The sequence below is a fragment of the Photorhabdus aegyptia genome (genome assembly GCF_000612035.1).
In the GTDB taxonomy this organism is placed as follows: domain Bacteria; phylum Pseudomonadota; class Gammaproteobacteria; order Enterobacterales; family Enterobacteriaceae; genus Photorhabdus; species Photorhabdus akhurstii.
This window is the reverse complement of record NZ_JFGV01000032.1, coordinates 1-15176: the sequence shown is the minus strand read 5'-3', so window position 1 is coordinate 15176 and position 15176 is coordinate 1. Positions and strand designations below refer to the sequence as shown.

General features: G+C 40.3%; 15 protein-coding genes and 2 pseudogenes. 9 read left to right on the top strand and 8 right to left on the bottom strand.

Annotation, left to right across the window (positions count from 1 at the left end):
- Nucleotides 1–353: 353 nt before the first annotated feature.
- Complete coding sequence (locus BA1DRAFT_RS11400; protein ID WP_036779072.1) at nt 354–578, bottom strand: hypothetical protein; 225 nt, start codon at nt 576–578, stop codon at nt 354–356.
- A 1191-nt stretch (nt 579–1769) separates the two neighbouring features.
- On the opposite strand from BA1DRAFT_RS11400, the gene BA1DRAFT_RS11395 reads away from it, so the two are divergent.
- Together BA1DRAFT_RS11395 and BA1DRAFT_RS11390 are read left to right on the top strand one after the other, a co-directional pair.
- A complete protein-coding gene (locus BA1DRAFT_RS11395; protein ID WP_036779070.1) occupies nt 1770–3044 on the top strand; it encodes an HlyD family secretion protein in 1275 nt (424 codons plus the stop codon).
- A 1-nt stretch (nt 3045) separates the two neighbouring features.
- Nucleotides 3046–5133 (top strand): peptidase domain-containing ABC transporter, encoded by a 2088-nt coding sequence (locus tag BA1DRAFT_RS11390; RefSeq protein WP_152544312.1) that lies wholly within the window; start codon nt 3046–3048, stop codon nt 5131–5133.
- A gap of 287 nt (nt 5134–5420) precedes the next feature.
- Here the strand turns inward: BA1DRAFT_RS11390 and BA1DRAFT_RS24810 are convergent, their stop codons facing one another.
- On the bottom strand, nt 5421–5573 hold the full coding sequence (locus BA1DRAFT_RS24810; protein WP_477707061.1) for a recombinase family protein: 153 nt from the start codon (nt 5571–5573) through the stop codon (nt 5421–5423).
- 1 nt (nt 5574) lies between these two features.
- On the opposite strand from BA1DRAFT_RS24810, the gene BA1DRAFT_RS24805 reads away from it, so the two are divergent.
- Complete coding sequence (locus tag BA1DRAFT_RS24805) at nt 5575–5742, top strand: hypothetical protein (RefSeq protein ID WP_477707060.1); 168 nt, start codon at nt 5575–5577, stop codon at nt 5740–5742.
- Between the two features lie 1145 nt (nt 5743–6887).
- On the opposite strand, the gene BA1DRAFT_RS11375 is transcribed toward BA1DRAFT_RS24805, so the two are convergent.
- The 6 genes and pseudogenes from BA1DRAFT_RS11375 to BA1DRAFT_RS24050 all read right to left on the bottom strand — a co-directional run.
- A complete protein-coding gene (locus BA1DRAFT_RS11375; protein WP_036779063.1) occupies nt 6888–7277 on the bottom strand; it encodes a hypothetical protein in 390 nt (129 codons plus the stop codon).
- Nucleotides 7277–7918 carry a hypothetical protein gene (locus tag BA1DRAFT_RS11370; RefSeq protein ID WP_036779062.1) on the bottom strand — a complete coding sequence of 214 codons (642 nt, stop codon included), beginning with the start codon at nt 7916–7918 and terminating at the stop codon, nt 7277–7279. Before BA1DRAFT_RS11370 ends, BA1DRAFT_RS11375 begins: the two co-directional genes overlap by 1 nt.
- On the bottom strand, nt 7908–8621 hold the full coding sequence (lepB, locus tag BA1DRAFT_RS11365) for a signal peptidase I (protein WP_160170001.1): 714 nt from the start codon (nt 8619–8621) through the stop codon (nt 7908–7910). Before lepB ends, BA1DRAFT_RS11370 begins: the two co-directional genes overlap by 11 nt.
- Before the next feature lie 29 nt (nt 8622–8650).
- A complete protein-coding gene (locus BA1DRAFT_RS11360) occupies nt 8651–9073 on the bottom strand; it encodes a hypothetical protein (protein ID WP_036779057.1) in 423 nt (140 codons plus the stop codon).
- Nucleotides 9074–9265: 192 nt separating this feature from the next.
- Nucleotides 9266–9445 (bottom strand): hypothetical protein, encoded by a 180-nt coding sequence (locus BA1DRAFT_RS11355; RefSeq protein ID WP_036779054.1) that lies wholly within the window; start codon nt 9443–9445, stop codon nt 9266–9268.
- A gap of 149 nt (nt 9446–9594) precedes the next feature.
- Nucleotides 9595–9902: pseudogene (locus BA1DRAFT_RS24050) on the bottom strand (Tn3 family transposase); the annotation flags it as partial.
- Between the two features lie 469 nt (nt 9903–10371).
- Here BA1DRAFT_RS24050 and dinQ point away from each other — a divergent pair.
- The 6 genes and pseudogenes from dinQ to BA1DRAFT_RS11335 all read left to right on the top strand — a co-directional run.
- Nucleotides 10372–10533 (top strand): damage-inducible type I toxin DinQ, encoded by a 162-nt coding sequence (gene dinQ, locus BA1DRAFT_RS23535; protein WP_160170000.1) that lies wholly within the window; start codon nt 10372–10374, stop codon nt 10531–10533.
- A 250-nt stretch (nt 10534–10783) separates the two neighbouring features.
- A complete protein-coding gene (locus tag BA1DRAFT_RS11350; protein ID WP_152544309.1) occupies nt 10784–10996 on the top strand; it encodes a hypothetical protein in 213 nt (70 codons plus the stop codon).
- A gap of 1734 nt (nt 10997–12730) precedes the next feature.
- Nucleotides 12731–12948, top strand: a pseudogene (locus tag BA1DRAFT_RS22610) (type VI secretion system contractile sheath small subunit); the annotation flags it as partial.
- Nucleotides 12949–12986: 38 nt separating this feature from the next.
- Complete coding sequence (tssK, locus tag BA1DRAFT_RS11345; RefSeq protein WP_036779049.1) at nt 12987–14285, top strand: type VI secretion system baseplate subunit TssK; 1299 nt, start codon at nt 12987–12989, stop codon at nt 14283–14285.
- 3 nt (nt 14286–14288) lie between these two features.
- Complete coding sequence (tssL, locus tag BA1DRAFT_RS11340) at nt 14289–14945, top strand: type VI secretion system protein TssL, short form (RefSeq protein WP_036779046.1); 657 nt, start codon at nt 14289–14291, stop codon at nt 14943–14945.
- On the top strand, nt 14946–15176 hold a 231-nt coding region (locus BA1DRAFT_RS11335; RefSeq protein WP_235201051.1), incomplete at its 3' end, for a type VI secretion system tube protein Hcp.

Genomic DNA, 15176 nt, shown 5'->3' with positions numbered 1-15176 from the left:
CCGATAAATTGAACGTCATTTTGGAGGGCTGAATGTCCATAATGGGTTCTAGATGACTGGGTAAGTTTACTCACCTAGGACTAGTATAAAGCATGAGAGTTACCTAGTGTGATCAGACACCCATATCAAAACCGGTAACTCTCAACCTTTTAAGGCTCAATGTCAGATTAAGTGACGGCCAACACATATTAGTGTATTGATCAGCGCTTTATTTATACAAATCTTTTGAAAAGAAGTCTTCATGCTTTCGCCCTGACAACCGCCTACTTTTTTAGTTGGATGGTTTGGTCTGTATAGTTAAATCAGCGCGTTAAACGCGCCGACTCAAGTTAACGACCAATTAATGTGGCCAATTATTTGAATAGCCCATTCACAAATCGACCTGCGAGATAGCCCATGCCTCCTATAGCGGCCCCACCTATAGCGCCAGGAATTGCGCCAACACCGCCTGCAACAGAGCCTGCTAGGCCACCGCCCACTCCTCCGGTAGTCATTGCCTCAGCTAATTCTTTATAACTATAACTAAAATCAGCGCCACCAGACACTTCGAGCAACTCCGCATTATTTAATTCTTTCATAGTAACCTCTTTTTTGATTATTTTGATTTATTACTCACTCAGGGCGAGAACATGAAGACTTCTTTTCAAAAGATTTATATAATAAATACATTAACAAGGCCAAATTGAGTGATTTTCATCTGCACATAGGTTTTGTTGTATGTAATTTAAGATCGGAAAACGGTTACATCCTCCCTATAATTATTCACATCGCTTCCTAATTTTCATAAAAATTGAAGCCATAACACCAGAAAACAGCATCGTTTTATTAAAGTTAAATTCTTCGCCAAAAAAGTATACGAAAAAAATATATCGACAAATAAAAAATCAAGAAAGGTAGAGTCTAATAAACAATCATTATAATCACACACGAAATTGAATATTATTTTTTACTTGGATTTACATAATAAATTAATTTTTCAAAGATATATTTAAATCCAAAAAAAATAACGTGGTTAATATAACCAGGAAATAATAACTATAGTTATTATTACATTAAAAACATCAACCGATGTTTTATTTTAAATATTGAAAAGAATAAGCTAACTGCATTTTAAATGGCTGCTCTGTTTAATTTTTCCATTCTTTATATCTAACATTGTTTTGTTATAATTGTCAACCACTCAGATTATAAACCATAATATCCAAAAGTGAGCAAGCAGCCAATATAACCAATAGGGATTATCTTGGATTAATTATTTAGTAGTCTGTAAAAGAGACTAATGTAGCCTAATTTCACCATCAACAGATAGTTTTGTGCTGTTTTTTCGTAATATGTTGCAATGCGCTGATAATATTTAAGAAAACGAAAGTAACATTTGATAACATTGGTGAATAACCTTTATCTGCCAACACAACTTTGCTACATCGTTTTGCGCGTTATTTTTACGTTGTATACAAATACAATCGGAAAAAAGTAGTTGATTAACTTTCATATACCTGCCAAGTGGTCAAAAAAGTGGTACAAAATAAAGATAATATATTACTAAAATCAACGAACAATAATATAATGTAGATAATTGGAAATCATCACTTTAACAGGGCGAGAGTATGAAAGGCTTCTTTTGGAACTATTTAATAAATCATTGATTGATACTTTAATAAGACTAAATTGAGCAATTTTAATCCATGTGTAGATTGTGTTGTACACAACTTAAGATCAAAAAACGTTCTCAATATCTCACCCTAATCACTGTAATCTGGAGGGAATAATTGTTTCGTCAACAAGCAATCGAAAGCAGAAAAACAAAATGGCATGGAAAGGCAATTCTGATTCCAGGGTTATCTCCCCGTTTAATCAGTATGATAAGCCTTTTTTTTCTCATCGCATTTATAGCATTCATTGCCTTTGGTTCATATATACGAAGGGTCAATGTAACCGGAGAGGTTATCACCTCACCCAGAGCGGTTAATGTCTACTCTAATGTACAGGGATTTGTCGTTAAACAATTTGTTACAGAAGGAATGATAGTCAAGAAAAATCAGCCAATTTATCAGATTGATGTTAGCAAAAGTACGCCAAGTGGTATTGTTAGCGATAACCAGAAAAAAAGTATTGAAAACCAGTTGGCACGTATTGATAAAATCATTATGAGGATTAAAGAAAACAAAAAAACAACATTAGAAACCTTAGAAAAACAAAGACAACAATACATTGGAGCACTTGAGCGCTCTTCTCAAATTATTAAACATGCTGAGGAAGGAATAAAAATAGCGAAGGAGAATATGGAAAGTTATCGAAGCTATCAGGCTCGTGGACTGGTCAATAAAGATCAACTAACAAATCAGGTATCACTTTATTACCAGCAACAAAACGGCTTACTAAGCTTAAGTGGTCAAAATGAACAGAATTTATTGCAGATAGCTATATTAGAAAGCGAAATTAAAACTCAATCCACTGAATTTGATAATCGTATTTATCAGATGGAGCTTCAACGGTATGATTTGCAAAAAGAGTTGCTGAATACTGATGTTAGTGGGGAAATTATTATTCGGGCTTTATCTGATGGGAGAATAGATTCTTTAAGTGTTACAGTCGGACAGATGGTAAATGCTGGAGATAGCCTGTTGCAGATTATTCCAGAAGAAATAATTGCTTATTATTTGGTTATTTGGGTACCTAACGATGCTATTCCTTATCTTTCCACTGGTGATAACGTTAATGTTCGTTATGAAGCGTTTCCGCCTGAAAAATTTGGTCAATTTGCAGCTTCTGTTGAGTTGATATCTAAAATTCCCGCGTCTCCTCAGGAGATGTTGACTTATCAGGGAGCACCGAAAAATACGCAAGGACTTTCTATACCTTATTATAAAGTCGTTGTAAGACCTGAAAAACAGAAAATTTATTATAATGGTAAATCCGTGCCACTGAGAAACGGTATGAAAGCACAGGTTACCTTGTTTCTCGAAAAAAGAAAAATTTACCAATGGATGGTATCACCTTTTTATGACATGAAACATAGTATACAGGGACCCGAGGGTGAATAAAATGACATTGAAATCCCTTTTGAAAAAGTTGGATATCGGTTTATACCATAGAGTACCAATTATTCATCAAACAGAATCATCAGAGTGCGGAATAGCCAGTTTGGCTATGGTAGCGGGGTATTATGGTAAAAATATCGATTTGATGACACTTCGACAACAATTTAACTTTTCTTCACGCGGCACCACACTAGCAGGTATAACAGAAATAGCTACACAATTAGATATGACGAGTCGTGCATTATCATTGGATTTAGATGAACTTAGTGCTCTGAAAACACCTTGTATTCTTCATTGGAACTTTAACCATTTTGTTGTATTAGTTAATGTAAGAAAGAATCGTTTTATACTTCATGATCCAGCTCAGGGGCGGAGAGTTGTCGGACTAACTGAGATGTCTCAGTCATTTACCGGTATTGCACTTGAGGTTTACCCAAACAGTAAGTTTTCCGCAGAAACAATAAAAAATCGGCTTAAATTAAAAACTTTACTTCAGAGCGTTCAGGGTATTAAAGGCACTTTGACAAAAATTTTTTTCTTGTCAGTGATTGTTGAGTTTATAAATCTTATCCTACCTATAGGAACACAATTAGTCATGGATCATGCTATTCCAGCAGCTGACAAAGGACTGCTAATGACTATTTGTATAGGTCTCATACTATTTATCCTGTTAAGTACTGTAGTGAGTATGATCAGTGCCTGGTCATCATTAGTAATGGCAACATTAATCAATGTGCAATGGCAATCAAGTCTGTTCAATCACTTGTTAAAATTGCCTCTCAGTTACTTTGAAAGGCGAAAATTCGGGGACATTCAATCAAGGTTTGTTTCATTGGATGCACTCCAAAATACGTTCACGACCAGTATTGTTGGTGTCATCATGGACAGTATTATGGTTATAGGCTTATTTACTATGCTGTTACTATACGGTGGTTATTTAACTTGGGTCGTGTTGGGGTTTACCGCTCTCTATGTCTTCATTCGATTGTTTACTTATGATTACTATCGCCAGTTATCAGAGGAATCATTGATCCGTGACGCACGAGCAAGCTCCTACTTCATGGAAACATTATACGGAATACCAACCGTAAAAATACAGGAAATGAGTAAACGCCGCCAAAGCCACTGGCTTAACCTGAAAGTTGATGCCATTAATACAGAGATAAAAGTCACCAAAATGAATCTTTTTTTTGGTGGAGCCAATAAGTTTATTGCCACCTTGGATCAAATAGCCATACTCTGGTTAGGGGTCAGCTTGGTAATTGACAATCAAATGACCACCGGGATGTTTGTGGCATTCGGTTTGTTTAGGGGACAGTTTTCTGATAGGGTCTCTTCATTGACTGGTTCTTTGCTTCAGTTACGTATGATAAGTCTGCACAACGAGCGAGTTGCAGATATCGCCCTCAATGAGCAGGAACCCAGAAAACCTGATAATAATTATGAAACTATTACACATTCTATATCACTGGAGACGCAAAACCTTAATTTTCGTTACGATGATCAATCTAAAGCAATTTTCAGTAACCTAAATGTGGTTATTGCACCAGGCGAAAGCGTAGCAATTATCGGTTCTTCAGGAGCAGGAAAAACTACTTTAATGAAGGTGTTGTGTGGTCTTTTCGAACCTAGCTCAGGTAAAGTCATTGTTGACGGGAATGATATCCAACAATTAGGCATTAATAACTATCGTAAAATCATTGGTTGTGTGATGCAAGATGATAAGCTGTTTTCAGGTTCAATACGTGAAAATATTTGCGGGTTTTCGGAGAATGTTGATGAAACATGGATGATAGAATGTGCTCAAGCCAGTTACATTCACGATACAATTATGACTTTACCGATGGGCTACGAGACACTGATAGGTGAATTGGGTGGAGGGTTATCTGGTGGGCAAAAACAACGTATTTTTATCGCACGAGCACTTTATAGAAAACCTGGCATATTATTTATGGATGAAGCTACTAGTGCATTAGATAAAGAAAGCGAACATTACGTAAATCAGGCGATAAAAGAATTAAATATAACTCGTATTATTATCGCACACAGGGAAACAACTATTGCGTCAGTAGATAGAGTGATTTCGTTATAAAAAATCACAAAAGTTCTGAATGGTTCAATTGTCTCCATATGAGAACTTTCATGCGATCGTATCATTATTCGATAGCAGTCTATTCTGAGGGGAGTTTTTGTCATTCAGAAGACGACTGCACATTCTATCATTTCGGCTGCTCTCGATTGCTGAAGTTATACATCAATAGGTGGAGTTTCGAGAAGAGAGGAAAATTCTGTCGTCATGGGTGTACAGCGGTTATCTTAAATGGTCGACCGCATTTCCGACCACGCATTCGCGCTGACACCAGACTTGTCACTGTGCGCTCAGCGATCAAGCTCGGCCAGAGCCGTGAAGATGCCTAAGACCAGCTTGCCAACATCAGTTTTAGTGTCGATGGTGGTACCGTGCCCCGTCAGTACTTTCAAATCAATGCTTCGCCCGGTTAGGTCGCGTACGGTGTTGATCAGGTGACGCAAATTGCGCCCGAGCTTCCAACGACCAGCGTATCGCCTGATCGTAATGCCATCTCATGCCTGCCGGATGCCTAGTTTTGATAAAGATAGGCCGAGTCTACGCCGGCAGTGGTTAGTGCATCGCGCTGTAACAGTCGCTTGGGAGCTGTCTGCTTTCGACACCCGCATGTAGCTAGATATACTCGATTAAGTGACAAAGTGAATTGCAAGGCGTTTGGTGTCAAGATTTGTTATTTAACATGTCATTTATTCTAAGACATGCAAAGGATATTTATTGGGACAAAATGTGACAGAAATTACAAAGGGATGCCCATTCTCTAGAACTCAGGATCGCGCTTTCTACAGTGGGACTTTCAAGCTTTACCCAACCCAAAAAATGGCTATGACCTTTTTTCCCTTGGATTAATCAGCCAGTTAAGTGCTTGCCACCAGAGTTCCTCAGAATTGTTCGGTGGACATTAGCAGGAGTTGTCGGGTCATTCATGCCTTAAAAAGGCTTGAGCCGTGTGCTGGAAAACTCGCATATATGGTTCTTAGGAGGGTAGTGGTCAATAACGGTTACTACTTATCCGATTCCGTTGGCCATCAAACGCCGCGTAGTGGTCCTCAGAGTTGTCACTTTTGGGGGGCTTCGGCGGAACTTCTGAAACGCACCTTAGAAGAACGCGAAGTTAGAAGGTTTTTATGTACACCGGAGCTGTTGCTACATATATCCCCTCTGTGATGGGCGCATAGCATATATTATTAACAGGGGAATATTTGTGGTCTTGTGGGAAGAAATCTTAAGGAAGCATTTCTCCTCTTATCGGAACGGATCCCTGAATCACAAAAAAACGCATTCGTATTGTCTTTTTTGCATTAGCTTGGTTTCTGTTTTTTGACAAGATATTTCCTGTTTGATTACTAATCTGCGTTTGCCCGTAGGTATGATCGATGAATGACACCCTTGCAATTTTTAAAGATAATGTCGTAAATCATGGTTAAAACTATAAACGCCGCAAAGCCGTAAACTATGCACTCTTTTACGAATGGGGAATGCGGATGCAATGCAGCAAAGTAAATCGAAATTAAAGCCAGATACGTAGCCCAGATATAAAAAAACATCGGACGGACAAGGATACCTGCCGTCATCCCCAAGGCTAACATGTTAGCGAAACCGATACTGTTGACACGGCTAATACCTTCCAAAGGGTGTTCGTATAGAACAGCATAAACACTTACAGTTACCGCTAATACAGCGTAAAGAAATAGTCTGAAAATCATATTTTTTCGCCCCCAAAATAATCGTTGTAAAAACTCATTGAAGTGAGTCTACCACTAGCGTTCCAGGTGACGAATATCCGATAGCTCTTCTTCTGATATAAAGTCGGTCATATCATCATGATTTTTACAGCTGATTTGTTGTGGCATCCAGAAATCTTCGTTGTGGGTAGAAACGTGTTTAAACACCATTTTGCATGGAGCACTTTTTACTGTGGCAACGATCATGGTCCTGTTGCTATTGGTTATGAACGAAACATCTTCGTAATCTGAATCTTGAGCAAGTCCTACATCAACCAAAGTCTGCCACGCATCCGGCTGTTTCTGCACTGGCTGTGTGGTTGGTACTGACTTCGGTTGTAATGCAGGACTCGTCTGTATCTTTCCCGGATCATTGCCTGCACATCCTCCTGCCAGTAAAAACGTAATCAATAACAGGTATTTCATTAGGACTGCTTCTTCTTTAGACGCACATTGTGGATATTGAATTGTTCAATAACCTGTAGAGAGTTCAGCGGCTTCCAATAAGCGGGAATATCTGGTTTGTCGTATACCGGGTAGGGGCCGCGCCCTCTGACCGGAAGAGAGCAAATTAACGAGAGGCTTTCGCGCTCATTTTCGATAGCCCAGATCTGACTTACACCCAGCACACCATTAATCAGGACTTCCTGGTAAATACCCAAATTCATACAAGCTGCTTTTTCAAAACCGTTAAACCGAGGAGTTCCGTATTCATCCCCAGAGATGCCCAATCCAGCAATAGCTTCTGCGGATATGCCAGCCAGTTGTCGGTAAACCTCATTACCATGCACATGGTCGGTACGTATAACAAAAGGAATGTAATGAGGCGGGATAACCAGCGTTGAATCTCTCAACTGACGAAAACCACCCACCTTTTGAATGTGCTCGGCCGATGAACGCAGAAAATACTGAGGTACACAGAAGTCGCTCCCAACAAATCTCTCAAAACCGTCCTGCATGCAGAGGGTAAGTGTTGTGGTAAACCAGTCGTTATAAAGCTGTACCGCCTGTTTGTATTTCGTGATAACTTCAGGATTTTGGGTTCGATAGAAAACATCAATGATCATTACTGATTACCTCATCTACACTTTTTCGAATTACTTGCATTGCACCGTCCATTGCGTCGTAGTGTATAAGAGGCTGGAAATTGAAGAGATTGGTGATAAAACGAGCTTCAATTCGTTCATAAGGTACTAGTCCTCTCAGATGTTTCGGAGTACCCGGTGGATTTTCCCAATACCGGGAGTCCCATGAATGATCACGGTTGTCCCCGGCCATGAAGTAATAGCCTTTTGGTATTTGCCATAAACCTTTAGTCGGTACATAAGTGGTCTTGTTGTCAATAATGAAGTGATAGGGGTCGTCTGACCGATCATTAGTAGCTGAATAGATGGAATACTGCCGGACTGTTTTCACCAATGTACCGAGCGGTTTCCCATTCACTCTGTAAGTTTTGTTTTCGTCAAATTCGATCACATCACCGGGAATCCCAATGACGCGTTTGATGTACAGCGTGCGGGGGGTAACAGGCGCTTTAAATACAACAATGTCACCTCGATGTATTTTTCCATCGTCCAACAAACCATTAAGACGCACCCCAGAGATATAATCTCCGGGATGAAGCGTAGGTTCCATTGAAGCAGTCGGAATTCTATAAATTGCACCGAACCAGTTGTTGCTCACCAGTAAACACACACAGAAGGCCAGTGAAAGTATTAACCACGACTGAGGTTTTCTACGTTTAAAACTATCACGGATTAGCAGAATCACCAGAAGGCCTAACAGTATTGGAATACTTGTCATTGGGCTTTCCTTTGTTTGAGGTTACGCGCATATTGGCTCAGACAATCAGCAAGCTTCATATAGACATACAGGGCATAGAACTGATAGACCGTGCCAAACGGAGTCTTTACGGGAAGGGAATAGGCATGCTGCTCACCTTGCTGGTTGATCATGAGCGTGAGGTAGATGAACGGAGAATCGCGAAATATTCTCACGCTTTCAACTTTATGCTGTCTGATGGGTAAAAAGTAGTTGCGATACCCGATCACGGTAAAGACGAATATACTTGCTACGAAAATACATACCGGTACATACCAATTATTCAGGCCACTAATTGTACCCCATACAGCCAGAGCTGTGACTACATCAATACAGAGGACGAGAACCCGGTTATGGCGTAAACGTCCAGCAAGAATCATGATCAATATAAATCGAAACATAAGTCCCCACTCGTAAGAATGAGCTCATCATACTCAAAGGCACTTTTCTCTATGCTTTTTTCAATGACAAAATGCGGTCAAAAAAATAAGTTCAGGATATATACTCCAAGGCTTATTGTTACTGGTGATACTTGCCCGCTTCTTCTTCTCTTCGTCTGGCTGCCGGGCTATCATAAGTGGAGGTTACTTGTATTAGTTTTCTTTGTTTTCTTCATTACTGAACGTTTTGTCTGACTGCCGAGACATGATCGGTGGTGGTTCCTTATGCTGGCTATCTTCATTGTTGAAGAAGTTCTTCCATACATAGTGCGCAACAAATACCAGCACTCCAGCCACGATAAGGACGAGATCGATCTGATCGAACTCAAACATATAGTAATCTCCGGTTGGTTTTAAGGATATCAGCGCATCTGGCTTACTGAAGTATAGTGATACAGATGAGGCTGACAGAGTAAAAAAGGGGACAAAACAAGGGGGATAAAAAAGCGGGTACATGACAGTATCATGTAACATTAAGTGTATTAGTTCAGACCTAATCTGATGAGATAGACGTTCCAAATGGTGTTAATTGTACCAAAATGAAATAAAATACTCATTTTACGGGAGCGTCCATCATGCGTAATAAAATGATAGAGTTTTTGGCTGGCTATCGCCTTGAGGTGTGGTAACAAATCGAACCCAAGCAAGTGAGAGAAAGCAAAAGCGACCTCACTTTGGCCTTGCTATCAACATACTGCCGGCCAATATCTATGTCCGTGCAGTGGCGCAAAACGCTTTCTATCATGGCGGCCGCTTCCGACGAGGAACAGCGCTTGAGCTGCGAGTATATAGGGGGCGTTTCAGAAAAAGGGTAGAGTCGAGATGTGGCGCGGTGACTGTAGGTCCGGCATATCTGTTTTCGCCTCTTTCGATTGGCGGTACCAAAGGTACTGGAAACCACACTAAGTTTACTTGTCCGGACTGTGGCTTAAATGCGTGGGCTAAACCTTCGGCAAGTCTGATTTGAGGATATTATATATAGACGTAAAAAAGCCCGACAGGTGAGATCGGGCTTTTTTTTACGTTCTGGCACAGAGTTGGTGCTCTGGCATCGAGTAGAACGGACTTCATCCAACGTAGACATAATATGCTTATGTCAATAACAATGCAAATTTCTCTACGTTATGGGTATAATGCGTGAGTTGGCTTTGAACCGTTCTGCTACGCCGCTGGTGTGGAAGTTTTTAAAGTCCTGGCTGAAAAAACAGGTGGTGCTGTTATCAGTGCTCTAGCAGGAGCGGGACGGACTTCATCCAACAATGAAGAACAACCGATATGACAGGCAGTGTAAGAGTAAGTATCGGGGTTCTGCTCCATTCCATTTATGGAGCAAACGGATGGGTGCTTTTATCGATAAAGTAATCATCGTTCTGAAAGTGTTAATCGCGCTTCTGGAACTGATCCGTACCTTCTTCGCGTAAGAAGTTGACGGAAACGTAACTAAGGCTGGAGGCCACCACCTTCGGCCTTTAATAAAATTGTATTGTAGAATTACATCAATATGGTCATTCTGGCTGCTCACTGGTACCAGCAGGTGTAGATAAATTCCATTCTGTTAACTTTTCTAGTTATGATTAACCCTCGATATAGATTTTTAAAGTATGTGCAAAATCAAGGACCTATCACATCATACAGACAATTTTGTTTTTGTAGGTAGAGGCAGTGGTGGGGATGTTTGGTATCGAAATGAAAAAGGACCGCGTTTTGTCCACATTTTCTGTGGATAAGGTGGTAGATAAAAATGTGGATATACAGAAATTTAGTCAATGCACCATTAAAGGAAGGTGGTATTTATTTGTGGGCAAAAAACAACCAAAAAACGTAAAGATACAGCCTAAGATAGTGGAAGATACAAATCAACCGAAAGAAGCAATTCGAATATAGGGAAGGGTGGTTCTATTACCAGACCACCCTTCCGCGCTGGATCCCCACCCAGACTACAATAATTAGATTAAGAAGTATAAATTATACATGTTATTATTTCTATAATAAAGGATTTTTCACATAATTACAGCATGTTACGAGTTATTTAAGTAAAATTTAAGATGTTTCCTGTAGTTAAAATCAGTATATATACTCAATCGAAATTACATTTTTTCAAAAAACAATCTCTTAGTAATAAAGAAGTAATCAAGTAATTTGCTTCGTCACTTCTCCTAGAATGGATATAACGAAATCAATCACTATAACTGGAGATTTTTTTCTCATTTTTTAACTGTTAGCATTGCTTGAACCAGATTGAGTTCCCTCAACTGATCTACTATTTGGTGCAGCTATTTAGATCTGATATAACAGTTCGAAAAGTTGAGAGGAGAGCGCCCTCTGTGTTATAAAATTGGGGAAATTCATCTCCGGGCAGTAATATCAGCTTCGCTTCCAGTTGTACACTCTATAATTTTGACAAATGTATCCTGCTGATCAGTATCAAGGGGCATCTATGTTCAGCGTTATTCTCACTCGGTTATCAGACAACACTGGTCGAAAATTAGATAAATCCTGATTGTCTTTTATAGCTCTCTTGCCATCAAAGTTAACGTTGATTAATGTGCTGGATTAGAATTCCAGAGATAGTACTCAATCTAATATTCGAAGTCATTGTCAGCTGTTATGCTCGCTTTGGAAGCTATCGTGAACGTCTTACTGTGTCAAACATTTTCCTTAATACTATAGTTTGAGATTGATTCTTGCATGATAGGCTTGGACTTAAGCATCAACACTATAATCTGTTTGCCGATTGAAATACACTTGTCACAGCTCAACAGTTAAATCCGAATACCCTTTTTCAATATCATCAAACAAAGCTAAAAAAGTATCCCTATTTCGTCTCACAGGATAGGAATTTTTATCTTCATGCTTATCACTATTATCACAGAAAAACTAACCTTAAGAAGGTTGAGAGTTATCTCATAATATGATGGATATGACGCACTTAACTAAATTTATTCTCATTCTCATAACCTGATTGATAATTATTATCTTTTTTACCAATACATCTTAGTGTTGTTTATTTATTATCTAGTTAATTGAAAAATAGTATAAATTAGGAAATACAACAGGGCTACATCGTGCCAAATTACCTTAACTAAATTTATTCTCATTCTCATAACCTGATTGATAATTATTATCTTTTTTACCAATACATCTTAGTGTTGTTTATTTATTATCTAGTTAATTGAAAAATAGTATAAATTAGGAAATACAACAGGGCTACATCGTGCCAAATTACCTTAATTATAGCAGGTAAGATAATTCGCTATCATTTTACAAAAAAAATCGCAATCTTTTTTATAAAAAACATAAAGTCGTTTAGATTAGGTTTATATATTGTGTTTTTTTATGTCATAAATCAGTTTTTACGTCTGAACTATCTTGTGCAAAAAGTGCTATTGAACAAAAAATGTCTTGATTTTATATAAATCTGTTTAGAAAATCGCCTTGGTTGGGAAATGAACTGTCCAGTGAATGTGTTTATTTATTGCGACAGTGCTTATCGGTATTCTCTTATTTACTGCTCGGTTAATTGCCTGCTCTGAAATATCTGAATCCATTTTTTTGTTCCTGAAACTCATATGGTATGGATTTCATGCCTTGGATTGTTTTCTATTGTTGAGGAGCTGATTGTGGCCCAGAAGTTTTCAAAACGAGATCACCAAATATCGGGTGAATATTAAATTGGATTTGCATACTGGTGGCGAGCAGAAAAAATCGAGCTTCCTTTGAAATTATTGGTGATGAGAAATTACAGTCATAGTCAAGACAGTTATCTACTGACCGAGTGCGAAAAGGTTTCTATTCACAAAAACAGTTTTGACAACGTGATGGTTGAATTTAGCCCCGTAATACCTTGACTGCAAACTAAGGAGTAATAAGTAACATGAAAATTGAGCGTTCGCTATGGGGGACGGGGGCCATCTTGTCTTCCCAACAGTTTCAGCGACAGGCATGTTGGGAAGCCTATACTCATGAATGCGTTGCCCCCTTGGGGCTAGCGCATCTTTGGGGGGTACTAACAGCAGTCTTTGATAAAGATACTTTGGCCCTGGGACAATTGAAAGCCAATCATTTGTGTGTGCGTTTTATCAATGGATCGCTGATTGACACCGATCGGGAGGATCAATTACCGCCAGTGCTGGAATTGGCTACCGTTTTGCCAGCAGATGCGCAACAGGCCACGATCTTGCTGGCATTGCCGCACACTTACGCTAATGCCAGTAACTGTCTTAATCCGAATGAATTTAGCGATTGCAGTGAGTCTATGGCAGTTGCTCGTTATGCGGTATCGCTGCGTTTTGACAGCATGGAAAACGAACAGTATCTCACTTGTCCCGTTGCTCGTTTGTTGCGCGATGTTCAGGGAAACTGGGCCTTCGACGGGCAGTTTGTGCCGCCATTATTGCGGCTGAAGGAGAATGCGGGGCTGATAGAGCGGCTCGATCGGTTGCTGACGCAGTTGCGTGCCAAACAGGCCAGGTTAATGAGGATGCGCCGTGAGAGTAACGAAAGGATGGCGGATTTTGCCAGCCCGGATATGTTGCCATTCTGGTTGTTAAATGTGCTGAATAGTTATGAGCCGGTATTCCGTAATTTTCTGATGCACGCAGATGTACACCCAGAGTTGTTTTACCGTGAAGCAATCAAGCTGACAAGCAGCTTGCTGATTTTTTCACTAGACCATGACTCTGGGGAAATTCCTCTCTATCAGCACGATAACCTGACAGCGGTTCTTCCGCCGCTGTTTGATTTGCTGAGTGAATTACTGGAAATCAGCTTGCCGTCGCAAATAGTGGCAATTGAATTGAAGAAATCAGCACAACAACAAAAGTGGACTGGGGTATTTCATGATGCCCACTTGTGTGAGGCAGCGGATTTTTATCTTTCTGTTCATTCTTCCATGTTAGCGCATCAGTTGCAGATTCAGTTTCCATTGTTGTGTAAAGCTGGAGCTGCGGATGAAATTATCAAAATGATTAACCAGGAGTTGGCAGGTATCCCCTTGGTGGCTTTGAGCCATGTTCCGGTCGCGCGCTCATTGCAACCGGAAAACCAGTATTTTGCTCTTGACCTAGCCCATCCGGCAGCTAAGCCCATGCTGGCGACAGGGACCTGTGCTTTCTACGTGCCCGATGTACTGGGCGATATTCAGCTTGAACTATTTGCGGTATTGAGGGCATAGCACATGAATCAATCACACTCATTAACTAAAAAGTCTCCACTGGACATCGATGCCTTGTTGCAAGATAGCTATCTGCTGGTAGTAGAACTGTGTCGTGGTGTTCGGGTGGAGAAGCAGTGGAAGGTGGTATGGCAACGCTGTGTTGCTGAGATAGAGCGGACTCAACAGGTACTGCGTGACGCAGGTGTTGATGAATCTGCGATTAACCATATCAGCTACGCTCAGTGTGCCCTGTTGGATGAAATCATACAGGTATGGGCTCCAGAGGAAGGTTATGCGGCATGGCGGGTAGCATCATTGCAAGAGCATTTTTTTAATACCGCTGAGGCAGGTGGCCAGTTGTATGAGCGGATACGTACGGTTTTGGATGAATCGACTCCCGATCAGGCAGTCTTGACCTGTTTTCACCGGGTGTTGCTACTGGGATTCCAGGGCGGGTGCCAGAAGGATATACGTGAACAACTAATCATACGCTTAAGTCAACAGATTGTTCATTTAGTCGATGCTCAGTCATCACCTGTGTTAGTCATGTCAAGACTTGGTGGCCCTTGGCTGCGCTCCACTGGAGTTCGGCTGTGTATGATGATAGTAGGATTGGCTGGCGTCTGGTGGGGGCTGGGCCAGTATTTGTCAACGTTGTTTTCGGGGTTAGGGCGGTGAGTGCATGTTGCAATTAGAGGCTCTGTAGATATGCAGGGTAGGGAAGGCAGTACTGAAATTGTGGTGCAGGAACATGCGTTGTACATCCAGACAAACAACAATATTGGCCTGATAGGGACCCATGTGCATGCCCCATTGGTATTCACCAAAGAGGTGGATGCATCAAGTCCCTATTTGTATAAAGCGGTCACCACCGGCCAGACCCTGAAATCTGCTGAAATCAAATGGTAC

Excerpts from the sequence above, each read along its gene's own strand:
- dinQ (WP_160170000.1), top strand. The coding sequence starts at position 10,372 with ATGAAGAACAACCGATATGACAGGCAGTGTAAGAGTAAGTATCGGGGT.
- BA1DRAFT_RS11390 (WP_152544312.1), top strand. The coding sequence starts at position 3,046 with ATGACATTGAAATCCCTTTTGAAAAAGTTGGATATCGGTTTATACCAT.
- BA1DRAFT_RS11360 (WP_036779057.1), bottom strand. The coding sequence starts at position 9,073 with ATGTTTCGATTTATATTGATCATGATTCTTGCTGGACGTTTACGCCAT.
- BA1DRAFT_RS11355 (WP_036779054.1), bottom strand. The coding sequence starts at position 9,445 with ATGTTTGAGTTCGATCAGATCGATCTCGTCCTTATCGTGGCTGGAGTG.
- BA1DRAFT_RS11350 (WP_152544309.1), top strand. The coding sequence starts at position 10,784 with ATGTTTGGTATCGAAATGAAAAAGGACCGCGTTTTGTCCACATTTTCT.
- BA1DRAFT_RS11400 (WP_036779072.1), bottom strand. The coding sequence starts at position 578 with ATGAAAGAATTAAATAATGCGGAGTTGCTCGAAGTGTCTGGTGGCGCT.
- BA1DRAFT_RS11370 (WP_036779062.1), bottom strand. The coding sequence starts at position 7,918 with ATGATCATTGATGTTTTCTATCGAACCCAAAATCCTGAAGTTATCACG.
- BA1DRAFT_RS11375 (WP_036779063.1), bottom strand. The coding sequence starts at position 7,277 with ATGAAATACCTGTTATTGATTACGTTTTTACTGGCAGGAGGATGTGCA.
- tssL (WP_036779046.1), top strand. The coding sequence starts at position 14,289 with ATGAATCAATCACACTCATTAACTAAAAAGTCTCCACTGGACATCGAT.
- tssK (WP_036779049.1), top strand. The coding sequence starts at position 12,987 with ATGAAAATTGAGCGTTCGCTATGGGGGACGGGGGCCATCTTGTCTTCC.